At 71.6% G+C, this 23,419-nt stretch carries 20 protein-coding genes; 7 read left to right on the forward strand and 13 right to left on the reverse strand.

Translation table 11 applies throughout. The annotated features are described in order from the left end of the window. Window positions 1–57: 57 nt before the first annotated feature. The 5 genes from CP982_RS12080 to CP982_RS12100 all read left to right on the forward strand — a co-directional run bounded on the left by CP982_RS12080 (window position 58) and on the right by CP982_RS12100 (window position 6,504). Window positions 58–1,386 (forward strand): DUF2252 domain-containing protein, encoded by a 1,329-nt coding sequence (locus CP982_RS12080; RefSeq protein ID WP_150510526.1) that lies wholly within the window; start codon window positions 58–60, stop codon window positions 1,384–1,386. A 135-nt stretch (window positions 1,387–1,521) separates the two neighbouring features. After that, window positions 1,522–2,211: a hypothetical protein gene (locus tag CP982_RS12085; RefSeq protein WP_150510527.1), complete on the forward strand. Its 690-nt coding sequence runs from the start codon at window positions 1,522–1,524 to the stop codon at window positions 2,209–2,211. 44 nt (window positions 2,212–2,255) lie between these two features. Further along, complete coding sequence (locus CP982_RS12090) at window positions 2,256–3,074, forward strand: thioredoxin domain-containing protein (RefSeq protein WP_150510528.1); 819 nt, start codon at window positions 2,256–2,258, stop codon at window positions 3,072–3,074. Between the two features lie 104 nt (window positions 3,075–3,178). Continuing rightward, window positions 3,179–4,879 (forward strand): alkaline phosphatase D family protein, encoded by a 1,701-nt coding sequence (locus CP982_RS12095; protein ID WP_184924955.1) that lies wholly within the window; start codon window positions 3,179–3,181, stop codon window positions 4,877–4,879. 53 nt (window positions 4,880–4,932) lie between these two features. Then, the gene (locus CP982_RS12100; protein WP_150510529.1) at window positions 4,933–6,504 is read left to right on the forward strand and encodes a serine/threonine-protein kinase; all 1,572 of its coding nucleotides are present in this window, start codon (window positions 4,933–4,935) and stop codon (window positions 6,502–6,504) included. 22 nt (window positions 6,505–6,526) lie between these two features. On the opposite strand, the gene CP982_RS12105 is transcribed toward CP982_RS12100, so the two are convergent. After that, the gene (locus tag CP982_RS12105; protein ID WP_150510530.1) at window positions 6,527–7,096 is read right to left on the reverse strand and encodes a dienelactone hydrolase family protein; all 570 of its coding nucleotides are present in this window, start codon (window positions 7,094–7,096) and stop codon (window positions 6,527–6,529) included. A 77-nt stretch (window positions 7,097–7,173) separates the two neighbouring features. Here CP982_RS12105 and CP982_RS12110 point away from each other — a divergent pair, with 77 nt between their 5' ends. Then, the gene (locus tag CP982_RS12110) at window positions 7,174–8,265 is read left to right on the forward strand and encodes a mechanosensitive ion channel family protein (protein ID WP_150510531.1); all 1,092 of its coding nucleotides are present in this window, start codon (window positions 7,174–7,176) and stop codon (window positions 8,263–8,265) included. An 18-nt stretch (window positions 8,266–8,283) separates the two neighbouring features. On the opposite strand, the gene CP982_RS12115 is transcribed toward CP982_RS12110, so the two are convergent. The 5 genes from CP982_RS12115 to CP982_RS12135 form a co-directional block, all read right to left on the reverse strand. Then, window positions 8,284–9,870, reverse strand: coding sequence for a Na+/H+ antiporter (locus tag CP982_RS12115; RefSeq protein WP_150510532.1), 1,587 nt, complete (start codon window positions 9,868–9,870; stop codon window positions 8,284–8,286). 100 nt (window positions 9,871–9,970) lie between these two features. Beyond that, a complete protein-coding gene (locus CP982_RS12120) occupies window positions 9,971–10,450 on the reverse strand; it encodes a GNAT family N-acetyltransferase (protein WP_229878924.1) in 480 nt (159 codons plus the stop codon). After that, a complete protein-coding gene (locus CP982_RS12125) occupies window positions 10,447–11,388 on the reverse strand; it encodes an RluA family pseudouridine synthase (protein ID WP_150510533.1) in 942 nt (313 codons plus the stop codon). The genes CP982_RS12120 and CP982_RS12125 overlap by 4 nt, the downstream gene beginning before the upstream one ends. 68 nt (window positions 11,389–11,456) lie before the next feature. Further along, entirely contained in the window at window positions 11,457–12,044 is a 588-nt protein-coding gene (lspA, locus tag CP982_RS12130) for a signal peptidase II (RefSeq protein WP_150510534.1), read from the reverse strand. 77 nt (window positions 12,045–12,121) lie between these two features. Further along, window positions 12,122–13,396: a TraR/DksA family transcriptional regulator gene (locus CP982_RS12135; protein WP_150510535.1), complete on the reverse strand. Its 1,275-nt coding sequence runs from the start codon at window positions 13,394–13,396 to the stop codon at window positions 12,122–12,124. Between the two features lie 598 nt (window positions 13,397–13,994). Between CP982_RS12135 and ileS the strand changes: the two genes are divergently transcribed. Beyond that, window positions 13,995–17,138 carry an isoleucine--tRNA ligase gene (gene ileS / locus CP982_RS12145; RefSeq protein WP_150510536.1) on the forward strand — a complete coding sequence of 1,048 codons (3,144 nt, stop codon included), beginning with the start codon at window positions 13,995–13,997 and terminating at the stop codon, window positions 17,136–17,138. A 188-nt stretch (window positions 17,139–17,326) separates the two neighbouring features. Here ileS and CP982_RS12150 read toward each other — a convergent pair whose 3' ends face one another. The 7 genes from CP982_RS12150 to CP982_RS12180 all read right to left on the reverse strand — a co-directional run bounded on the left by CP982_RS12150 (window position 17,327) and on the right by CP982_RS12180 (window position 23,409). Further along, window positions 17,327–18,466 carry a DivIVA domain-containing protein gene (locus CP982_RS12150; protein ID WP_144002947.1) on the reverse strand — a complete coding sequence of 380 codons (1,140 nt, stop codon included), beginning with the start codon at window positions 18,464–18,466 and terminating at the stop codon, window positions 17,327–17,329. A 46-nt stretch (window positions 18,467–18,512) separates the two neighbouring features. Beyond that, the gene (locus CP982_RS12155) at window positions 18,513–18,797 is read right to left on the reverse strand and encodes a YggT family protein (RefSeq protein ID WP_030679335.1); all 285 of its coding nucleotides are present in this window, start codon (window positions 18,795–18,797) and stop codon (window positions 18,513–18,515) included. Between the two features lie 81 nt (window positions 18,798–18,878). Further along, a complete protein-coding gene (locus CP982_RS12160; RefSeq protein WP_150510537.1) occupies window positions 18,879–19,526 on the reverse strand; it encodes a cell division protein SepF in 648 nt (215 codons plus the stop codon). A 125-nt stretch (window positions 19,527–19,651) separates the two neighbouring features. Then, window positions 19,652–20,371, reverse strand: coding sequence for a YggS family pyridoxal phosphate-dependent enzyme (locus tag CP982_RS12165; protein ID WP_150510538.1), 720 nt, complete (start codon window positions 20,369–20,371; stop codon window positions 19,652–19,654). 6 nt (window positions 20,372–20,377) lie between these two features. Then, entirely contained in the window at window positions 20,378–21,088 is a 711-nt protein-coding gene (pgeF, locus tag CP982_RS12170) for a peptidoglycan editing factor PgeF (protein ID WP_150510539.1), read from the reverse strand. A 26-nt stretch (window positions 21,089–21,114) separates the two neighbouring features. Beyond that, on the reverse strand, window positions 21,115–22,341 hold the full coding sequence (gene ftsZ, locus CP982_RS12175) for a cell division protein FtsZ (RefSeq protein ID WP_150510540.1): 1,227 nt from the start codon (window positions 22,339–22,341) through the stop codon (window positions 21,115–21,117). A gap of 276 nt (window positions 22,342–22,617) precedes the next feature. Further along, on the reverse strand, window positions 22,618–23,409 hold the full coding sequence (locus tag CP982_RS12180) for a cell division protein FtsQ/DivIB (protein WP_150510541.1): 792 nt from the start codon (window positions 23,407–23,409) through the stop codon (window positions 22,618–22,620). Window positions 23,410–23,419 lie beyond the last annotated feature (10 nt).

Genomic DNA, 23,419 nt, shown 5'->3' on the forward strand with positions numbered 1-23,419 from the left:
GAGGGCAGGGGCACGGAACGCCCGCCCCGAATGACATGCACCAGGAGGCACCCCGCGATGTCGGTCCCGCAGCCCACCGCCGATCAGCGCGGCGAGGAGATCCTCGCCGTCTTCGGCACCGCTTTCGGCGAGCTGCTCGCCGCCGACCCCGCGGCGTTCCGGGTGAAGTTCCGGAAGATGGCGGCCTCCGCCTTCGCGTTCTACCGGGGCACGGCCGCCCTCTTCTACCACGACCTGGAGCGCGGGCAGCACACCGGTGCGTACGTGGACGACCGCACGGGCCGGGTGTGGATCCACGGCGACCTGCACGCGGAGAACTTCGGCACGTACATGGACGCCCAGGGCCGCCTGATCTTCAACGTGAACGACTTCGACGAGGCGTACGTGGGCCCCTTCACCTGGGACCTCAAGCGCTTCGCCGCCTCGCTCGCCCTGATCGGCTACACGAAGGCGCTGAGCGACGAGCAGATCACCGGCCTGGTGCGCACGTACGCGGCGGCGTACCGCGCCCGCGTCCACGACCTGGCCACGGGCGCCAAGAGCGAGGAGGTGCCGCCGTTCACCCTGGACACCGCCCAGGGCCCGCTGCTCGGCGCGCTGCGCGCCGCCCGCTCGCTGACCCGCTTCGAGCTCCTGGACTCGATGACGGAGATCCGTGACTTCGAGCGCCGCTTCGCGCCGGGGGGCGGCTCCATCGAGCTGGACGCCGCCACGCGCTACAAGGTCCTCGCGGCCTTCGACGGCTATCTGGAGACGCTCCCGGAGTCCTCCCTGACCCGCCCGGACTCCTACCGCGTCAAGGACGTCGTGGGCCGCCGCGGCATCGGCATCGGCTCGGCCGGACTGCCCTCGTACAACATCCTCCTGGAGGGCAACAGCGACGCGTTGGAGAACGACGTCGTGATCTATCTCAAGCAGGCGCAGACCCCGGCCGTCTCGCGGCACGTCACGGACGCCTCGATCCGCGAGTACTTCCAGCACGAGGGCCACCGCACGGTCATCTCGCAGCGCGCCCTGCAGGCGCACGCCGACCCCTGGCTCGGCTGGACCGAGCTGGACGGCGCGGGCCAGCTCGTCGCCGAGGTCTCGCCGTACGCCGTGGACCTGGACTGGTCGGACATCGACGACCCGGAGGAGATCGCCGCGGTGGTCGCCGACCTGGGCCGGGCCACCGCCACGATGCACGCGGCGGCGGACGACGAGAGCGGCCACTCGGACCTGGTGCCGTTCTCCACGGAGCGGGCCATCGACGCCGCGATCGCGGCCGACGAGGCGGGCTTCGCGGACCTCCTCGTGGACTTCGCCCACGCGTACGGCGCCCGCGCGCGCCGCGACCACCAGATCTTCGTCGACCTGTTCCGCAACGGCCGGATACCGGGGCTGTAGGGAGTCGGCCGCGGGGGCCCGGCGCGCCCCGCGGGAGCCCTCGTGACGCACCCCCGTGATCCCGAGTGACCCATGTGATTCACAGGGACCCTTTAGGGATGCCTTACGACGGCTCATGGCACACTCGCTTGCGCGATGGACATATTCGGGACCCAGATGAGAGTGGTGCGCGCGGCACTGTTCACGGCACTCGTCGTGCTGCTGTCCGCCGCGTCGCACATTCTGCTGTCCCGGGCCCCGCTGCCGCTGACCACCTGTCTGGCGATCACGGCCGCCGTCTACGTCATCGCGTACGCCCTGGCGGGGCGCGAGCGCGGCTTCGGCAAGATCGCCGCGCTGCTCGTCCCGCTGGAGCTCGCCGCCGACACCGTCTTCACCACCGGCCAGCACGTCTGCTACGGCCAGGCGGGCGGCCCGGTCGCGGGCCCGCTGCGCTCCTTCGGCGTCGACGTGCTGTGCGGCGGCGGCGACGTGGGCTCCCCGCTGGCCCGGATGGCGGGCGGCGAGCGGATGCACGGCGCCGCCGCCCTGCTCGCCGACGCCGACCCGGCCGCGGCCTGGCTGCTGCTCGCCACGCACATCGGCGTCGGCCTCGCCGCCGCGGCCTGGCTGCACCGGGGCGAGCGCGCCATCGCCCAGCTGCTGCGCGCCGTGGCCGCGGCCACCTTCCGGCCGCTCCTGATCGCCCTGGCCGTGGTGACCGGCCGGTCCGTTCCGGAGCACCGCGCGCCGCGGCCCGTGCTCCGGGCCCGGGCGGCGCGCACCCGGCTCTTCGTGCACTGCGTGGGACGGCGTGGACCGCCGTACTCGGCCGCCGTCGCCTGAGTACGTACGCCCACACCCGTCCCACACACCCACGGAGCACCACCATGAGCAAGCGCAACAGCCAGGCCTCCAAGCAGGCCGCCCGCGAGCGGATCCGCGCCCAGCAGGAGGCCGAGCGCCGGCGCGAGAAGCGCAAGCGGTCGATCATCGTCGGCACGTCCATCGTCGGCGTCCTCGCCATCGCCGGCGGCATCAGCTACGCCGTCGTCCAGGGCAACAAGCCCGGCTACTGGGAAGAGGCCAAGGACCAGAAGCTGGTCAAGCCGGCCAACACCACCGGCAAGGAAGGCACGACGGTCGTCATCGGCAAGGCCAGTGCCAAGAAGACCCTGAAGGTCTACGAGGACCCGCGCTGCCCGATCTGCGCCAGCTTCGAGCAGGCCGTCGGCCCGACCGTCGAGAAGGACCTCAAGGACGGCAAGTACAAGCTCCAGTTCGTCGGCGCCACCTTCCTCGACCGCAACTTCCAGGGCGAGGGCTCCCGCAACGCGATGAGCGCGCTCGGCGCCGCGCTGAACGTCTCGCCCGACGCCTTCCTCGCCTACAAGAAGGCGCTGTACTCCGCCGACAACCACCCGGCCGAGTCGGACGACAAGTTCAAGGACGACGCCAACCTGCTGAAGATCGCCAACGAGGTGCCCGAGCTCAAGAAGAGCGCGGCCTTCAAGAAGGCGGTCAAGGACGGCACGTACGACCGCTGGGCCCTGGCGATGTCGGACGCGTTCAGCGCCAACAAGGACGACGTGGGCGGCACCCCGGCCCTCGTCATGAACGGCAAGCAGCTCAAGGGCGCCGACGGCCGGAACGCGCCGATGACGCCCGAGGACTTCAACAAGGCCGTGGACAAGGAACTGAAGGCCTGATCGGGAGCTGTCACGCAAGCGCAGTAGGCGACTTGTGAAAGAGCGGGCGAACTTTTCGAGGGCGCCCGCTCTTTCGGCGTTACCGGTCCGTAGGGTGCCTCCTCGTGACCAGTCGAATAGACAACAACTCGCCCGCGGCCGCCGAGGACTCCGAGAGACCTCGGGCCGCCGCGCTCACGCCGCGCCGCCGGACCGTCGTCAAGGCCGCGGCCGCCACCGCCGTCCTCGCCGCTCCGCTCGCGGCCACCGGGTCCGCCCACGCCGCCGACGGCCCCGCCTTCCTGCACGGCGTCGCCTCCGGGGACCCGCTGCCCGACGGCGTCCTGCTGTGGACGCGCGTCACCCCGACCCCGGACGCGGTGCCCGGCTCCGGCAAGGGCCCCGACGTCCAGGTGGGTTGGGAGGTGGCCGAGGACAAGGGCTTCACCCGGGTCGTCGGCCGGGGAACCACCACCGCGAAGGCGGCCAGCGACCACACCGTCAAGGCGGACGTAAGGGGCTTGCGCCAGGCGACCACCTATTACTACCGCTTCTCCGTAGAGGGCGGTTCCGCGGCGCACTCCCCCGTCGGCAGGACCCGCACCGCCCCCGCGCACGACGCCGCCGCGCCCGGCGTCCGCTTCGGCGTGGTCTCCTGCTCCAACTGGGAGGCGGGCTACTTCTCCTCGTACCGGCACCTCGCGGCCCGCACCGAGCTCGACGCGGTCCTGCACCTCGGCGACTACCTGTACGAGTACGCGACCGGCGGCTACGCCTCCACCCGCGGTCTCGTGCGCGAGCACCGGCCCCGGCACGAGATCGTCACGCTCGCCGACTACCGCGAGCGGCACGGCGTCCACAAGACCGACCCGGACGCCCTGGCGATGCACGCCACGCACCCCGTCATCGCGATCTGGGACGACCACGAGGTCGCCAACGACACCTGGTCCGGCGGCGCGGAGAACCACCAGCCCGAGACCGAGGGCCCCTGGTCCGCGCGCGTGGCCGCCGCCAAGCAGGCGTACTTCGAATGGATGCCGGTCCGCCCCTCCACCGAAGGCACCGTCTACCGCCGTCTGCGCTTCGGCAAGCTGGCCGATCTGCACCTGCTCGACCTGCGCTCGTTCCGCTCGCAGCAGGCGAAGCCCGGCAGCGGCGCCGTCGACTCGCCGGAGCGCACCCTCACGGGGCGCGCCCAGCTCGACTGGCTGAAGGCGGGCCTCGCCTCGTCCGACGCCGCCTGGAAGCTGGTCGGCACCTCGGTGATGATCTCGCCGGTGGCCTTCGGCTCGCTCCCGGCGTATCTGCTCGCGCCGCTGGCCGAGCTGCTCGGTCTGCCCAAGGAGGGCCTGGCCGTCAACACCGACCAGTGGGACGGCTATACGCACGACCGCAAGGAGCTGATCGGACACCTGCGGGACAAGGGCGTCAAGAACACGGTGTTCCTGACCGGCGACATCCACATGGCCTGGGCGAACGACGTGCCCGTCACGGCCGCCACGTACCCGTCGTCGCCGTCCGCCGCCACGGAGTTCGTCGTCACGTCCGTGACCTCCGACAACGTCGACGACTATCTGAAGGTGGCGCCGCACACGCTGTCGCTCGTCGGCGTCGCCGCCGTCAAGGCCGCCAACCGCCATGTGAAGTGGCTGGACATGGACTCGCACGGCTACGGCGTCCTCGACGTGACCGCCGAGCGCTCGCAGATGGACTACTACGTGGTGTCCGACCGCAAGGACCCCAAGGCGACGTCGTCCTGGGCCCGTTCGTACCGCACGCTCAGCGGGACGCAGAAGGTGGAGCGGGTGCGCGAACCGGTGCGCTGAAAGCCCGGTGAAGCGGGCCGACGCGAGCGCCGAAAGCGCCTAGCCTGTCGGCCATGAGTGGCCAGGGGGACGTGGTCGACGGACGGTTCGAGCTCATCGAGCGGCTCGGCAGCGGCGGCATGGGCACGGTGTGGCGGGCGCGCGACACCGTGCTCCACCGCGAGGTGGCCCTGAAGGAGGTGCGGCCGCCGGACCCCGAGCCGACGGGCGAGGCCTCGGCGGTCCTGCGCGAGCGGGTGCTGCGCGAGGCCCGGGCCCTGGCCCGGCTCAACCACCCGCACGTGGTGACGATCCATCAGATCATCGACAGCGACGCGGGCCCGCACCCCTGGCTCGTCATGGAGCTCCTCTCCGGCCGCACCCTCCAGGACCTCCTGGAGGAGCGCACGCTGTCCCCGCGGGACGCGGCGCGCCTCGGCCGGCAGCTCCTGTCGGCGCTGCGCGTCGTCCACGCCGCCGGGGTCCTGCACCGCGACGTCAAACCGGCCAACGTCCTGCTGCGCGAGGCGCCGGAACCCGGTGCGCTGCCGTCCGCGGTGCTCACCGACTTCGGCATCGCCGCGCTCCAGGGTTCGAACCCGCTCACCGCCACCGGCGAGCTGATCGGCTCCCCCGAGTACATCGCGCCCGAGCGCGTCCGCGGCACCGGCGAGGGACCGGCCGCCGATCTGTGGTCGCTCGGGCTCGTCCTGTACGTCGCCGTGGAGGGCGTCAGTCCGCTGCGCCGCGCCACGACCCTCGCCACGCTGGCGGCGGTGCTCGACGACCCGGTGCCGCCGCCGGTGCGGTCGGGGCCGCTCGCACCGGTCCTGACGGCGCTGCTGGTACGGGATCCGGGACTGCGCCCGGACGCGGAGCGGCTCGACGCGATGCTGGCGGCGGTCGCCGAGGGCCGGCCGCCGCCACCGGCCGTGCCGCCGCCCGGGCCGCCGGACGCGGCCGCGTACACGCCGACGGTGACCGCGGTCCGCCCGGAGCCGCCCGCCGCGCCCCGACGGCGTACGCCCGTGGTCGTCGCGGTCATCGCGGTGGCCCTCGCCCTCATCGCGGGCACCGTGGTGGCCCTCGCGCTGCGGGGTGGGGACGAACCGGGCGGCGAGGCGGGCGGACGGACCACCGAAAGCGCGGGGCCCGCGCCACGGGACACCCCCACCGGGTCGCCCTCCGCGACCCCGTCCGCCCCTTCCACGACGCCCTCGCGGAAGGAGTCGCCCACCGCGACGCCCTCGGCGAGGCGCACCCCGTCGGCGTCCCCCGGCGCGACGGCCACGCGGCGGGAGCCGCTGCCCGGCGCCGGACGCTGGGTCGCCCAGCTCCACTCCGAGCCGGACACCTCGTCACCCGCGACCCGCGACCGCAAGCTGGCGGCCGTGCGCAGGCAGGTCCCGGAGGCCCAGTACCTGCACAGCGACGCCTACGCCTCGCTGCGGCCCGGCTTCTGGGTCTTCTACGCCCCGGGGCCGTTCGCCGACGGCAGGGCCGCGCTGCGGTTCTGCGCCGAGCGTGGCCGGACCTCGGACCACACCTGCATCGGACGCTTCCTCAGCCGCAGCGCCGCCGACCTGGTCTTCCAGTGCAAGCCACCGCTGAGCAGCCCGAGGGGGCGCTGCACGGGCCGGCCCTAGGGCCCGTGCGCCAGCCCGTCCTCTAGAGCGTCTCCAGGAAGCCGAGGGCGGTGCGCCAGGTGGCGTCGGCCGCGTCGGCGTCGTAGTCGTCCAGGTCCGGATCCGTGTACAGGTGGCCCGCCCCGGCGTAGCGGTAGACCTCCACGTCGGCGCCGACGCGGCCCATCTGGAGGTACCAGGAGCTCAGCCAGTCGTCCGTCTCGAAGGGGTCGGGCTCGGCGACGTGCAGCTGCACCGGCAGGTCGTCCACCGACGCGTTCTCGGCGATGTCGCTGGTGCCGTGCAGGAGCAGCAGGCCGCGCGCCTTGCCGTCACCGAGCGCGAGGGTCTGCGCGACCGAGGCGCCGAACGAGAAGCCCGCGTAGACGAGGCCGCGGTCCGAGTACGGCGCGGCGGCCAGAACCGCACGTTTGAGGAGCTCGTCCCTGCCTACCTCTTCCTGGTGGGCCATGCCTTCCTCGACGGTGTCGAAGACGCGCCCCTCGAAGAGGTCGGGGGTCCACACCTGGTGGCCCGCCTCGCGCAGCCGGTCGGCCGCCGCGCGCACCGCGGGCCGCAGCCCGTACGTCGAATGGAAAAGCACGATGTTCATGGAGCCATCGTGCCACCTGAGCCCACCCGCCCCACCTACCCTCGATCGCCCCACCCGCTCCACCTACCCTCGGAGACATGGAGAACGTCCTGCGCCCGTTGATCGTGGTCGGCGCCGCGCTCGTGCTCACCCTGGCTGTCGGCTGGCTGGTGGACACGGCGCTGCGCCGTGCCGACGCCCTGCAGCCGGAGCGCCCCCTGTGGGGGCTGCTCCGCCGCTGCCGTCTGCCCCTGCAAGTCGTCCTGTGCACCGCCCTGCTGCGCGGCTCGTACGCGCACACGAAGGTCGCGCAGGACCACTCGGCGGGCATCGGCAGAGCGCTCTCGCTGGTCCTGATCGGCTCGGTGGCCTGGCTCGCCGTGCGGATCTCCACGGCGATAGTGGAGGCGTCGTACGGGCGTTACGCGGCCGCCCACCGCGACCCCGCCCGGGTCCGCCGCGTCCGTACGCAGGTGACGCTGATCCAGCGGGTCGTGGCGGCCCTCATCGGCGTGGTGGCGGTGGCCGCGATGCTGCTCACGTTCCCCGCGATGCAGGCGGCCGGGGCCTCGCTCCTGGCCTCCGCGGGCATCCTCGGCATCGTGGCGGGCGTCGCCGCGCAGTCCACGCTCGGGAACCTCTTCGCCGGGCTGCAGATCGCGTTCGGCGACATGGTGCGGATCGGCGACACCGTCGTCGTGGACGGCGAGTGGGGCACCGTCGAGGAGATCACGCTGACCTTCCTCGCCGTGCGCACCTGGGACGAGCGGCGGATCACCATGCCCGTCTCGTACTTCACGTCGAAGCCGTTCGAGAACTGGTCGCGCGGCGGCGCCCAGATGACCGGCACGGTCTTCTTCCACCTCGACCACGCCGCCCCGGTCGCCGCCATGCGCGAGAAGCTGCACGACGTGCTGCGCGACTGCGCCGCCTGGGACGGCCGGGACTGGGGCCTCGCGGTCACCGACACCACGGTCAGCACGATCCAGGTGCGCGCGCTCGCCACCGCCAAGGACGCCGACGACATCTGGACGGTGCGGGTCACGGTCCGCGAGCAGCTCGTCGCCTGGCTGACCGAGCACCATCCGTACGCGCTGCCGCGGGTCAACACCGCCTGGGCGGAGCTGCCGCCCGACGGCGCGGAGCCGCGTCCGGCGCCGCCGCACGTGCCGCGCACGGGCCGGGGCTGAGCGACCGCGACCGGCCCGTCAGCGCAGGCTGCGGACGTCCAGCTGGCGCAGCACCCGGTCCACGATCTCCGGGTCGGAGCCGGGCTCGCTGCGCGCGGCGAGGACCTCGTGCCGGGCGGCCGACATCATCTCGCGCTGGATGCGCTGGACGGCCTTGAAACGGTCGGCGCGCTTGGCGTACCGCTCGCGCCGCTCGTCGTCGAGGATGTCCGGGCTGATCCGGGCGCCGATGTCGAAGGCGCCGCGCAGGAGCCGCTCGGACAGCTCCTCGGGCAGCTCCTCGACCTCCTCGATCTCCCGGAGCCGGGTCTTGGCGGCCTTGGCGGCGCGCAGCGCGAGGGCGCGCTCCAGGGCCCGCTCGGCGTCGGTGTCCGCGCGGACGCCGAGCTTCTTCACCAGCCAGGGCAGCGTCAGGCCCTGGGCGACGAGCGTGGCCATGATGACGCAGAACGCGATGAAGACGACCTCGTCGCGGCCCGGGAACGGGGCGCCGTCGTCGGTCTTGAGCGGGATGGCGAGGGCGAGCGCGACCGAGGCGACGCCGCGCATCCCGGACCACCACATGACGACGGTCTCGCGCCACGACACCGGGATCTCCTCGTCGTAGTCGCGCCGCTTGTGCAGCCGCTTGGCGAGCCACGTCGCGGGCAGCAGCCAGAGCAGCCGTACGCCGACGACGACGGCCACGACGACGGCGCCCCAGCCGAGCATCTGCCACTCGCGCCCCTCGGAGGTGCCGAAGACGTTGTGCAGTTCGAGCCCGATGAGCCCGAAGGCGACGCCGGTGACCAGCGTGTCGACGATCTGCCAGAAGGACTGGCCGGTGATCCGGCCGAGCACGTCATCGGCGTCGACGGCGTTCTCGGCGAGGTAGAGCGCGGTGGTCAGCACGGCGAGGACGCCGGAGCCGTGCAGTTCCTCGGCGAGTACGTACGCGACGAACGGCACGAGCAGGGTCAGGCCCGTCTGCAGCGTCGCGTCGGCGAGCAGGCCCATCAGTTTGTTGCTGAGCCAGCCGAGCGCGAGTCCCACGGCCACGGCGACGACCGCGGAGAGCACCAGCTGGCCGGCGGCCGAGGGCCAGGAGAAGGTGCCGCTGACGGCGGCGGCGATCGCCACGTGGTAGAGCACGATCGCCGTGACGTCGTTGAACAGGCCCTCGCCCTCCAGGATCGACACCAGGCGCCGCGGCAGTCCGAGCGACCCGGCCACGGCGGTCGCGGCGACCGGGTCGGGCGGGGCGACGAGCGCGCCGAGGGCGAGCGCGGCGGCCAGCGGCAGGCCCGGCACGATCGTGTGCGCGACGGCCGCGACCGCCGCCGTCGTCACGAAGACGAGGGCGACGGCGAGCAGCAGGATGGGGCGGATGTTGGCCGCGAACTGCCGCCACGACGTGCGCTGCACGGCGGCGTAGAGCAGCGGCGGAAGGACCAGCGGCAGGATGAAGTCCGGCGGGACGTCCACGTTCGGCACGAAGGGCAGGAACGCGAGGACGATGCCTCCGAGCGTCATCAGGACCGGCGCGGGAAGCCCGAGCCGGTCCCCCAGCGGCACGGTCACCACGGCCCCCAGCAACAGGACCAGCAACAGCGCCAGTTGATCCACGGGTGCCCTCCGGGAGCCGAGGTCTGCACGATCAGGACCTCAACCTTGCCACGGATGGCCATAAAGGGGGCAAATCACCCGCCACGCCGATGGCCCCCGGCTAGCGCAGCGCCTTCCGCATGGCCCGGTGCGGAATCCCCGCGTCCGGGAACTCCGGGCCGTACGCCTCGTACCCGAGCCGTTCGTAGAACCCCAGTGCCTGCGTCTGCGCGTGCAGGTCGACGGCGGCGAGTCCGCGCTCGCGGGCGGCGTCCTCGATGGCCCGGACCAGCGCGGCCCCGGCGCCGAGCCCCCGCGCGGAGCGCAGCACGGCCAGCCTGCCCAGGGCGCCCACGGTGGCGTCCCCGCCGTTCTTGGCGGCCGCGGCCTCGCCCGTGAGCAGCCGCCCCGTGCCGAGCGGCGCCCCGTCCTCGCGGGACACCGCGAGGACGTGCACGGCCCCCTGGTCGTACGCGTCGTACTCCAGGTCCTCGGGCACGCCCTGCTCGGCGACGAACACCTCCTTGCGCACGGCGAAGCAGGCGTCCAGGTCCGCCCGGCCCTCCGCGACCCGGCAGCTCACGCCGCCCGCGGCCGTCACGCGCTCTCCGCCCGGACCCGGTCGAGGGCCTGCTGGAGGTCGTCGGGGTAGCCGCTCGCGTACTCGACCCACTGGCCGTCCCCGGGGTGCTCGAAGCCGAGCCGCACCGCGTGCAGCCACTGGCGGGTCAGGCCCAGGCGTTTGGCGATCGTGGGGTCCGCGCCGTACGTCATGTCGCCGACGCACGGGTGGCGGTGGGCGGCCATGTGGACGCGGATCTGGTGGGTGCGGCCCGTCTCCAGCTTGATGTCCAGCAGCGACGCGGAGCGGAAGGCCTCCATCAGGTCGTAGTGCGTGACCGACGGCTTGCCCTCGGCGGTGACCGCCCACTTGTAGTCGTGGTTCGGGTGGCGGCCGATGGGGGCGTCGATGGTGCCGCTCATGGGGTCGGGGTGGCCCTGCACGAGCGCGTTGTACCGCTTGTCGACCGTGCGCTCCTTGAACTGGCGCTTCAGTGACGTGTACGCCCGCTCGGACTTGGCGACCACCATCAGGCCCGAGGTGCCCACGTCCAGGCGGTGCACGATGCCCTGGCGCTCGGCGGCGCCGGACGTCGAGATGCGGTACCCCGCCGCCGCGAGGCCGCCGATCACGGTGGTGCCGGTCCAGCCGGGGCTCGGGTGCGCGGCGACGCCGATGGGCTTGACGATCACGACGATGTCCTCGTCGTCGTGCACGATCTCCATGCCCTCGACGGGCTCGGCGACGAGCTGCACCGGCGCGGGCGCCTGCGGCATCTCCACCTCCAGCCAGGCACCGCCGTGCACGCGCTCGGACTTGCCGGCGACCGCGCCGTCGACCAGCACCTTGCCGGCGGCCGCGAGCTCGGCGGCCTTCGTACGGGAGAACCCGAACATGCGCGAGATGGCGGCGTCGACGCGCTCGCCCTCAAGGCCGTCGGGCACGGGCAGGGTACGGATCTCGGGAATCGTGCTCACCCCACGAGTATGCAGGAGGGGGCGGACACTCCCGTACCGAAGGCCCCACGCGCGGCCTCCGGGGCGGGTCAGTCCTTGTGCACGGTCCCGTCCGGGTCGAGCCCGCGGAAGGAGAGCAGCACGATCAGGATGCCGCCGCAGACGATCGCCGAGTCCGCGAGGTTGAACACCGCGAAGCCCTTGGGAGCGATGAAGTCGACGACCGCGCCCTTGAAGACGCCGGGCGAGCGGAAGATCCGGTCGGTCAGGTTGCCGAGCGCGCCGCCGAGCAGCAGTCCGAGCGCGATCGCCCACGGCAGGCTGTACAGCTTGCGCGCGAGGCGGGCGATCACCACGATCACGCCCGCGGCGATCACCGTGAAGATGATGGTGTAGGCCTCGCCCATGCCGAAGGCGGCGCCCGCGTTGCGGATCGCGTTGAAGCGCAGCAGGTCACCGACCACGTCGATGGGCTCGTGGTGCTCCAGCTTGGCGACCACGATCATCTTGCTGACGAGGTCCAGGGCGTACGCGACCAGGGCCACGCCGAACAGCACGGCGATCTTGCGCTTGCCCCGGGACCGCCGCTCGCTCTCGGCGTCCTGCCCGCCGCCGTCGGCGCCGTGCTCTGCCTCAGGGATGTCCGGCGTACCGATGATGCGCTCCGCCTCTGCCACGTGAATCCCTCAACCTAGGTACCTGACTGGGACGAGGGTACGGCACACGCATGCGGCCCCAGCCGTCCAGGCCGTGCTCAGGAGCGCCGTTCCTGCTTCTGCTTGCACTCGACACACAGGGTCGCTCGCGGGAAGGCCTGCATGCGGGCCTTGCCGATCGCGTTGCCGCAGTTCTCGCAGAGGCCGTACGTGCCCGCGTCGAGGCGCTCCAGGGCGCGCTCGGTCTGCTCCAGCATCTCCCGGGCGTTCGCGGCCAGGGCCATCTCGTGCTCGCGGGTGATGTTCTTGGTGCCGGTGTCCGCCTGGTCGTCCCCCGCGCCGTCCCCGGAGTCCCGCATCAGGCCCGCGAGGGACGTCTCGGACGCCTCGATCTCGGCGCGAAGGCGCATGGTCTCCGTCATCAGCTCGGTCCGCGCCTCGGCGACCTCGGCCGGGGTCCACGGGTCCTCACCCGGCCGCACCGCGAGCTCGCCGGGCGTGGCCGCGGCCCGTGCCTTCGGTACCGTTCCCGCCTTCGTCGTGGCCTCCGCCTGCTGCGTCGCCGTCGCCGTGCCCGGAGTCTTCTTCGCAACCACCGTCGTGGCTCCCGTCGTCTCCGCGGCCTGAGCCGCATCCTCGGCCGCGGGCGCGGCCGTCTTCTTGGCCGAACGTGTGCCGGTCCCCCGGTCCTTCGCCGTGGCCTCCGTCCCCTTCTTGGACGCGCCACGACCCCCGCTCACCTGCTTGCCGACGGCAGCTCCTCCCGCCTCGCCCTCACCCTCGCTCCCGCCCGCCGCCTTGGCGGACACGGTCTTCTTGGCCGCCGCCTTCTTGGTCGCGGTCTTCTTGACCACGGTTTTGGTGGTCACCGTCTTCTTGGCGGTCTTCTTGGCCGCCGCCTTCTTCACCGGTGGCGTCTGCTCGGCGCCCGGCTCCTCGGACGCGGCTTTCGCGGCCGCCGTCTTCTTGGCAGCGGTCTTCTTGGCGACAGTTTTCTTGGCAGCGCTCTTCTTGGCAGCGGTCTCCTCGGTCGCGGTCTTCTTGCTCGCGACCTTCTTGGCTGCCGTCTTCTTGGCCGCCGTCTTCTCCGCCGTCGCCTTCTTGGCTGCCGTTTCCTTGGCGGCAGCCTTCTTGGCAGCGGTCCCGGAGGCACCGGAGGCAGCGGCACCCTTCTTGGCCGCGGCCTTCTTGGCGGCAGCCTTCGTAGCGGTCTTCTTCGGCTCCTCGGCGGCGGATCCCACCGCCTTGCCCGCCCGTACGGTCTTCACGGCGCGGGACGCCTTGCCGCCCCCTCCTCCGGCCGCCCCGTCGGCCCCCGCGGCTGTGGATCTGCTGGACGCCGACTGCTGTACGGCGGTCTTCTTCGCCACCATGGCCGCGGCCCCTTCACATATTGTGATCTTGCTCGCGAATCGTGCTGGGACGATAAATCGACTCCAGGCCCGCGGCAACGGGGCACGCCGCCCGATTCGCCCGCCCCACGGGTGCCGCGCGGCGAGCCTTCATGCGTTGTGCCCAGCTCCCCGCCCCGTAATCCGCCGACCGGGGCGCACCGGGACACGTTGGCGCGCGTCTCGCCATTCGGGTCAGTGGGGCCCGCGCGCCCCGCACCGTCCGGAGCCCGCCGAAATCCGGTGGGCCGCCCCTCCCCGGGCGCCGTACACTGGCCGGAGCGAGAAGCGTGGATGGGGACGAGTAGCGACGTACGCAGCCATGAGCGACCCGGGGACGGTGAGAGCCCGGGGGCGAGCGCGACGTGAAGATCACCCCGGAGCCGCCGGAGGAAAGCCGCAGCCCACAGCCGTACCGGCCGGGCCGAAGCGAGTAGAACCGGCATCGCGACCCCAATGAGGGGGCCGTCAGGAGCGCCACCGGCGCCAGGACGGCCAAGGAGGGTGGTACCGCGGGAGCGCAGAAAGCCTCTCGTCCCTCCGACGGAACGGAACGCACGTCCGCCGGAGGAAGCGCGATATGACGCCGCCGCAGTACCGCCAGGTACCCGCCCAGGTCGACCTGCCCGCCCTCGAGCACGCCGTGCTCGACTTCTGGCGCGAGCAGAAGATCTTCGCCAAGACCCTGGAGCAGTCCGAGGGCCGCCCCGAGTGGGTGTTCTACGAGGGCCCGCCCACCGCCAACGGCATGCCGGGCGCCCACCACATCGAGGCCCGCGTCTTCAAGGACGTCTTCCCGCGCTTCCGCACCATGCGCGGCTACCACGTGGCCCGCAAGGCCGGCTGGGACTGCCACGGCCTGCCCGTCGAGCTGGCGGTCGAGAAGGAGCTCGGCTTCAACGGCAAGAAGGACATCGAGGCGTACGGCATCGCCGCGTTCAACGCCAAGTGCCGCGAGTCCGTGACCCGCCACACCGACGCCTTCGCCGAGCTCACGACCCGCATGGGCTACTGGGTCGACCTGGACGACGCGTACCGCACCATGAACCCGGAGTACGTGGACTCCGTCTGGTGGTCCCTGAAGGAGATCTTCAAGAAGGACCTCCTCGTCCAGGACCACCGCGTCGCCCCCTGGTGCCCCCGCTGCGGCACCGGCCTCTCCGACCACGAGCTGGCGCAGGGCTACGAGACGGTCGTCGACCCGTCCGTCTACGTCCGCTTCCCCGTCACCGGCGGCCCCCTCGCGGGCGAGGCCGCCTTCCTGGTGTGGACGACGACCCCGTGGACCCTGGTGTCCAACACGGCCGTCGCCGCGCACCCGGACGTCACCTATGTGGTGGCCACCGACGGCAAGGAGAAGCTGGTCGTCGCCGAGCCCCTGGTGGAGAAGGCCCTCGGCGAGGGCTGGGAGACCACGGGCCAGAAGTTCACGGGCGCCGAGATGGAGCGCTGGACCTACCAGCGCCCCTTCGACCTTGTGGAGTTCCCCGCCGAGGCCCACTTCGTCGTCAACGCCGACTACGTGACCACGGAGGACGGCACCGGTCTCGTCCACCAGTCCCCCGCCTTCGGTGAGGACGACCTCAAGGTCTGCCGGTCGTACGGCCTGCCCGTCGTGAACCCCGTCCGCCCGGACGGCACCTTCGAGGAGGACGTCCCGCTGGTCGGCGGCGTCTTCTTCAAGAAGGCCGACGAGACGCTCACCAAGAACCTGGACGACCGCGGCCTGCTCTTCAAGCACATCGCGTACGAGCACAGCTACCCCCACTGCTGGCGCTGCCACACCGCGCTCCTCTACTACGCGCAGCCGTCCTGGTACATCCGCACCACGGCCGTCAAGGACCGCCTCCTCCAGGAGAACGAGAAGACCAACTGGTTCCCCGACTCGGTCAAGCACGGCCGCTTCGGCGACTGGCTGACCAACAACGTCGACTGGGCCCTGTCCCGCAACCGCTACTGGGGCACCCCGCTGCCCATCTGGCGCTGCGAGGAAGGCCATCTGACCTGCGTCGGCTCCCGTCAGGAGCTGACCGAGCTGACCGGCACCGACCAGTCGGACCTCGACCCGCACCGCCCGTTCATCGACGACGTCACCTTCACCTGCACCCACGAGGGCTGCTCCCTCGAGGCGGTGCGCGTGCCGGAGGTCATCGACGCCTGGTACGACTCGGGCTCGATGCCGTTCGCACAGTGGGGCTACCCGTACAAGAACAAGGAACTGTTCGAGTCCCGCTACCCGGCGCAGTTCATCAGCGAGGCCATCGACCAGACCCGCGGCTGGTTCTACACGCTGATGGCCGTCGGCACGCTCGTCTTCGACAAGTCGAGCTACGAGAACGTCGTCTGCCTCGGCCACATCCTCGCCGAGGACGGCCGCAAGATGTCCAAGCACCTGGGCAACATCCTGCAGCCGATCCCGCTGATGGACCAGCACGGCGCCGACGCCGTGCGCTGGTTCATGGCCGCGGGCGGCTCCCCCTGGGCGGCCCGCCGCGTGGGCCACGGCACGATCCAGGAGGTCGTCCGCAAGACCCTCCTGACGTACTGGAACACGGTCGCCTTCCAGGCGCTGTACGCCCGGACGTCGACGTGGGCCCCCTCGGACGCCGACCCGGCGTCCGCCGACCGCCCGCTCCTGGACCGCTGGCTGCTCAGCGAGCTGCACGCGCTCACCGACCAGGTGACGCAGGCCCTGGAGTCCTACGACACCCAGCGCGCGGGCAAGCTCCTGTCCGCCTTCGTCGACAACCTCTCCAACTGGTACGTCCGCCGCTCGCGCCGCCGCTTCTGGCAGGGTGACAAGGCGGCCCTTCGCACCCTGCACGAGGTCGTCGAGACGGTCACGCGGCTGCTCGCGCCGCTGACGCCGTTCATCACCGAGCGCGTCTGGCAGGACCTGATCGTCCCCGTCACCCCGGACGCCCCGGAGTCGGTGCACCTCACCAGCTGGCCCGAGGCCGACCTCTCGGCCGTCGACCCGGAGCTCTCGCGGCAGATGGCCCTGGTCCGCCGTCTGGTGGAGCTGGGCCGCGCCTCGCGTGCGGAGTCGGGCGTCAAGACCCGCCAGCCGCTGTCCCGCGCGCTGGTCGCGGCCACCGGCTTCGAGGCGCTCGGCGACGAACTGCGCGCCCAGATCACCGAAGAGCTGAACGTCTCCTCGCTCGCCTCCCTCTCCGAGGTCGGCGGCTCCCTGGTCGACACGACGGCGAAGGCGAACTTCCGCGCCCTCGGCAAGCGGTTCGGCAAGGGCGTCCAGGCCGTGGCCAAGGCGGTCGCGGAGGCCGACGCGGCCGCGCTCTCCCTCGCGCTCCGCGAGGGCACGGCGTCGGTCGAGGTCGACGGCGAGACCGTGACGCTCGCTCCGGACGAGGTCATCATCACCGAAACCCCGCGCGAGGGCTGGTCGGTGGCGTCCGACTCCGGCGCCACGGTCGCCCTCGACCTGGAGCTCACGGACGAACTGCGCCGCGCGGGCCTCGCCCGTGACGCGATCCGCATGATCCAGGAGGCCCGCAAGAACAGCGGCCTGGACGTCGCGGACCGCATCGCACTGCGCTGGGCCTCCACGGACGAGGCCACGGTCACGGCCCTCACGGACCACGCCGCGCTCATCGCCGACGAGGTCCTGGCAACGGACTTCGCCTCCGGCGACGCGGACGACAGCTACGGCGAGCCGTTCAAGGACGACTCGCTGAACCTGACGTTCCGCCTCCGCAAGGCGTAAGAGCAACGACGAAGGCCCGGTCCCGCCAAGCTGCTTGGCGGGACCGGGCCTTCGTCACATCCCCGACCGGGAGGGACGCATGGACCGTGAGCACGACGGGGCACGGTGCGCACAAAAGGGCGGAGCCCCCGGGGAATCCGGGGGCTCCGCCCTGAACGCTGCCGACGCCTATGGCGTGGTGACGCCCGTCAGTTGTCGTCCTCGTCGATGAGGAAGCCGCGCATCGGGGACGGGGCCTGCTGCATCGGCGGCTGGCCCTGCGGCCGCACCGGCGCCATCGGCTGCGTCATCGCGGGCGACATCTGCTGCTGCCCGCCGTACGACGGCGCGCCCGCGGGCTGGTTGCCACCCATCGACTGGTTGCCGCCGTAGGACGGGGCACCCGCGCCGGCCGAGGCCATAGAAGGCGCCGGGGACGGCGGCAGCGAGGCGGTCGCCGGGGTACGCGGCGGCGCGAGCGAGTCGTCGGCCTGGGTCTCCAGCTGACGCAGCTGCGACTCCAGGTAGGACTTCAGACGCGTGCGGTACTCGCGCTCGAAGCCGCGCAGGTCCTCGACCTTGCGCTCAAGCGTGGCGCGGGCGGACTCCAGCGAGCCCATCGCGACACGGTGCTTCTCCTGCGCGTCCCGCTCCAGGGCGTCGGCCTTGGCACGGGCGTCCCGCTCCAGGCCCTCGGCGCGCGAACGGGCCTCACCCACGATCTTGTTGGCCTCGGAACGGGCCTCGGCGATCGCCTGGTCGGCGGTCTGCTGCGCGAGCGAGAGCACACGGGCGGCGCTGTCGCCACCGGGGCCCTGGCCGGGCTGGGGCATCTGCGGACCGTGGCCGCCCATGGGACCGCCCATGGGGCCGCCCATCGAACCCTGCCCCATGGGGCCCTGGCCCATCGGACCCTGACCCATCGGACCTTGGCCCATCGGGCCGGGACCCTGCGGACCACCCTGCGGGCCGTGCCCACTGGGGCCTGCGGGCAGCTGCGGCGCACCGCCGGGAAGCTGCGGCGGGCCGCCCATCGGGCCGCCCATCTGCTGCTGCGGCGGGACCGGCTGCGGGCCCGATATTGCGGCGGGCACGGGCGCGCCGGGACCTCGCTGGTCCTGGGGGCCACCCTCGGGGCCCTTGCGCATGTTGCCCTGCTGCTGGTTCTGCGCGGCCGCGCGCGTGGCCGCGGCCAGCTTGGCGCGCAGGTCCTCGTTCTCGCGGAGCAGGCGGGTCAGTTCGGCTTCGACCTCATCGAGGAAGGCATCGACCTCGTCCTCGTCATAGCCTTCTCGGAGGCGGACGGTCGTGAACTGCTTGTTCCGCACGTCCTCGGGGGTCAACGGCATCTCTTCACCTCAACGTAGTCGTCGGCATTCGGCAAGACCGTATCGTTCACAGCTGACTCACGACGGTGATCAGGATGTAGACGATGATCATCAGTACGAAGAAGGACAGGTCGAGTGCCACGCCGCCGAGGCGCAGCGGCGGAATGAACCGCCGCAGGAGCTTGAGCGGTGGATCGGTGACAGTGTAGGTGGCCTCCAGAACGACCACCATCGCCTTGCCGGGTTGCCATGAGCGGGCGAACTGGAAGACGTAGTCCATGACCAGCCGGAAGATCAGCACGATGAGGAAGCACATCAGCGCGATGTAGATCACTTGCAAGACCACGCCCATGTCCGCGTTTCCCTCTCCCCTGCTTCTGGTCGCATCCGCGCTGTATCGGTCCGGTACTGCTGCTGGCTACTGCACTGCGTCTCAGCTCTGGTTGAAGAACCCGCCCTCTGCGATGCGGGCCTTGTCCTCCGCCGTGACATCGACGTTAGCAGGCGACAACAGGAACACCTTCTGCGTCACTCGCTCGATACTGCCATGCAGACCGAAGACCAGACCGGCGGCAAAGTCGACAAGTCGCTTCGCGTCGGTGTCGTCCATCTCGGTCAAGTTCATGATCACCGGAGTGCCTTCGCGGAAGTGTTCCCCGATGGTACGGGCTTCGTTGTAGGTCCGGGGGTGAAGCGTGGTGATGCGGTAGGGCTCACGCTCGGACACGACCTTGGGCATGATCACCGGTGCGTTCTTCTCCAGGTTCTGACGTTCGGGTGTGATAGATGCCACGGGGGCGATTCGCGCCGGTCGTCCCGATTCAGCGGCGAGCGAAGCGGCTCGCGGCGCCGGGTCGCGCTGCGCCGGCGGCTGCACCACTCGTACCGATTCGTCCCGTTCCAAGTCCCGGTCCGCGAGGTGGGACTGGTGCGACTGGTGCGGTGGTTCGTGCCGCCGGCGGTCGCGCTCGGGCTCCGGCTCGGGCTCGAAATCGTCATCGGGGTCGAAGCCCCGGCCGTCGTAACCGTCGTCCTCCACGAGGCCGAGGTAGACCGCCATCTTGCGCATCGCGCCGGCCATGCTCTGAGTCCTCCGCTCTGTGGTGGATCGAGAGGTCGTCACCAACTTCCCGCGATCCACGAGTCATCCCCGCTCAGGGGCGGGGATGACCATATTTTCTGCTGTGGTCCGACTTCCTGGCGACGTTACCCGAGCCCGCGTCGGACTCCGAGTACCGCTGTACCGACGCGCACATGTGTCGCACCGGCCGCAACGGCCTGTTCGAGGTCCGCACTCATACCTGCCGAGACCATGTTCGCAGCCGGATGGGCCACGCGCAGGGCAGTCGACAAATCCATCAGCCGCTCGAACGCCGCCTGTTGCCGTCCCGCGTATTCCCCGGTGAGCGGCGCGACCGTCATCAGACCGTCGAGCCGAAGGCCGGGGGCGTCGGCCACGAGACCGGCCAACTCTTCGATTCCACCGGGGCCCACGCCACCGCGCTCCCCGCGGCCGCTCACCCCGGCGTCGAGGGCGACCTGGAGCAGGCAGCCCACCTCCCGCCCGGCCCGGACGGCCGCGGCCGAGAGCGCGGTGACGAGCTTCGGCCGGTCCACCGACTGCACCACGTCCGCGTAACCGACCACGGAACGCACCTTGTTGGTCTGCAACTGACCGACGAAGTGCCAGCTCAGCGGCAGATCCGCGCAGGCGGCGGCCTTGGGCGCCGCGTCCTGGTCGCGGTTCTCGGCGACGTGCCGGACGCCGAGCTCCGCGAGCGCGCGTACGTCGCTCGCGGGGTAGGTCTTGGTGACCACGATGAGGGTCACTTCTTCGCGCTTGCGCCCGGCGGCCACGCAGGCCGCCTCGATGCGCTGTTCCACATTCGCCAGGTTCGTGGCGAGTTCCGACTTACGGTCCGTCATGCCCCATCAGTCCAGCCAGACATAGCCCGCGAGCCGACCGGTGACGCGGTCGCGGCGGTACGAGAAGTGGTCACCCGACTCCAGCGTGCACACCGGCGACTGCTCCCGGTCGCGCACCCCGAGCCGCTCCAGCTGCGCGTGCACCCCGGCGGTCACGTCGACCGCCGGTGTGCCCCAGCTCGTGACGGCGTACGCCGCGGGTTCCACGGCGGCGACGTCGGCGCGCATGTCCGCGGGCACTTCGTAACAACGGCCGCAGACGGCGGGGCCGGTGCGGGCCACGATCCGGCCGGGCTCCGCGCCCAGGTCCACCATGGCCTCGACGGCCGCGGGCACCACTCCGGCGACCATGCCCGGACGGCCCGCGTGCGCCGCGGCGACGACGCCCGCCACCGGGTCGGCGAGGAGTACGGGAGTGCAGTCGGCGGTCAGCACCGCGAGGGCGAGACCGCGCTCGGCGGTGACGACGGCGTCGACCGCCGGAATCTCCTGGTCCGCGGGCCAGGGCCCGTCGACCACGGCGACGTCCCGGCCGTGCACCTGGTGCATCCAGACCACCCGGGCGGGGTCGACGCCCAGGGACTTGGCCGTCAGTTCGCGGTTCCGCAGGACGGCGTCGGGGTCGTCGCCGACCGCTCCGCCGAGGTTGAGCTCTTCGTACGGAACGGCGCTCACCCCGCCCCACCGGTCGGTGAAGGCGAAGTGCGCGCCGCTCACAGTGCTCGTTCCGGAGCTTTCGCCTATCACTTCAGGAAGTCCGGCACGTCCAGCTCTTCGGCCTGGCTGTCCTGGTGCAGACGGGTCGGCGGGACCTGCGGGGGCGTCACCGGGGTCGCGGGGGCCTCGTTCACCGGGGCCGGCTCGACCGGCTCCGGGGCCGGGGGCTCCTCGCGCGGGGTGACGCTGCCGAGGCCGCCGAAGGCCGGTCCCGGACGGGACGATTCGGTGGGACGGCCGGCGGGAGCGGGCTCCTCGCGCTTGCTGGAGGCCGATCCCAGGACGTTGTCCCGCTTGGCCGGCGGCTGGCCGCCGTCGAACCCGGCGGCGATGACGGTGACCCGGACCTCGTCGCCGAGCGCGTCGTCGATGACCGCGCCGAAGATGATGTTCGCCTCCGGGTGGGCCGCCTCGCTGACCAGCTGCGCCGCCTCGTTGATCTCGAACAGACCGAGGTCGGAGCCGCCGGAGATGGAGAGGAGCACACCGCGGGCGCCGTCGATGGACGCCTCCAGGAGCGGCGAGGAGATCGCCATCTCCGCGGCGGCCACCGCGCGGTCGTCGCCGCGGGCCGAGCCGATGCCCATGAGCGCCGAACCGGCCTCGGACATGACCGACTTGACGTCGGCGAAGTCGAGGTTGATCAGGCCGGGCGTGGTGATGAGGTCGGTGATGCCCTGGACGCCGGAGAGCAGGACCTGGTCGGCCGACTTGAAGGCGTCGAGCACGCTGACCTGGCGGTCCGAGATGGAGAGCAGCCGGTCGTTCGGGATGACGATGAGGGTGTCGACCTCTTCGCGGAGCTCGGCGATGCCGTCCTCCGCCTGGTTCGCGCGACGGCGGCCCTCGAAGGTGAACGGCCGGGTGACCACACCGATCGTCAGGGCGCCGAGGGAGCGCGCGATGTTGGCGACCACGGGCGCGCCGCCCGTGCCGGTGCCGCCGCCCTCACCGGCCGTGACGAAGACCATGTCGGCCCCCTTGAGGACCTCCTCGATCTCCTCGCGGTGGTCTTCGGCGGCCTTGCGGCCGACGGCCGGGTTGGCGCCGGCGCCGAGTCCGCGGGTGAGTTCACGGCCGACGTCGAGCTTGACGTCGGCGTCGCTCATCAACAGGGCTTGCGCGTCGGTGTTGATGGCGATGAACTCGACGCCCTTGAGACCGACCTCGATCATCCGGTTGATGGCATTGACACCACCGCCGCCGACACCGATGACTTTGATGACTGCGAGGTAGTTCTGCGGTGCTGCCACGTCGAAGGCCTCTCGCCTCGAGTTACGTGTCGTCATGTCACGCTGCCGCGATACGACGACTGATGCCGAATGGGACGGTCCGAATCGCCGACCCGAACCCTAACGCTGAAGTTTAGGGTTACCAGTGTGTCTGTTCCCTGGACTCTTCCGAACAGGACACTAAGTCGACAAGTGGCGCGCGTTCAACGAACACGCCGAACCTCCCGTTTTTCTTTTCACCCTATGTGATCAGGCGTAGCAATGCCCATCCAGGGTGCTGGCCTGCGCTGATGTACGTCAACTTGCCGATGACGCGGGGGCGGTGGGGACGGTCACGTCGAAGTGCCGTGCCTTGGGGACGGCTTTCATCAGGGCGCTCAGGGCTTCGGCCTTCATACGGCCGTTCTCGCTGCTCCCCCAGGCGACCGTGCGCCCGTCCGCCAACTCCAGCGAGATGGAGTCGTACGACCGGACCTTGACGGCGGTGGTGTCCCCGGCCACGGCGCCGGGCAGGTCCGTGGCCACCCGGACCGCCTCCCGGCGCAGCCGGTCGGGGCCGAAGCGGCGCAGGCTGGCGGCCGCGTCGCCGGACTGATGCGGTGTCAGGACCAGGAGGGGGGTGCCCTTCGGGGCCTTGTCGACCGTGGCGAAGCGCACACCCTTGGCGTCCACTTCGACGAACTTTCCGCCCTTTTCGATGAGCAGGGCGGGGGTGCGCTCGGTCACCTTCAGTGTGATTCCGTGGGGCCAGTCGCGGATGACGTCAACCGAGTCAATACGGGGCAATTTCCTCCGCAGCCGCTCCTCGACGGCGTCGGAGTCGACCGAAATCAGCGGTCCGCCGCCGCGGATGCCCGCCGCCTCGCGCACCTGGTCCGGCTTGAGGACCACGGTCCCGGTCGCCGTCACCCGCTCCACGCGCAGCCAGGAGGAGCCGTAGAGCACCCAGACCGCGGCCCCGCCGAGGACGCACAGCAGGGCCCCGACGAGGAGCAGGGTGCGCGACTTCGGCAGCCGGGGGCGGCGCGAGCGCGGGCGGGGCGGGCCGGACTTGGGCCCCTGCCGTTCGGCGGTCTTCTGTCCGGCCACGCTCCCCTGC

Origin of the sequence: Streptomyces spectabilis (assembly GCF_008704795.1) — a bacterium.
In the GTDB taxonomy this organism is placed as follows: Bacteria; Actinomycetota; Actinomycetes; order Streptomycetales; family Streptomycetaceae; genus Streptomyces; species Streptomyces spectabilis.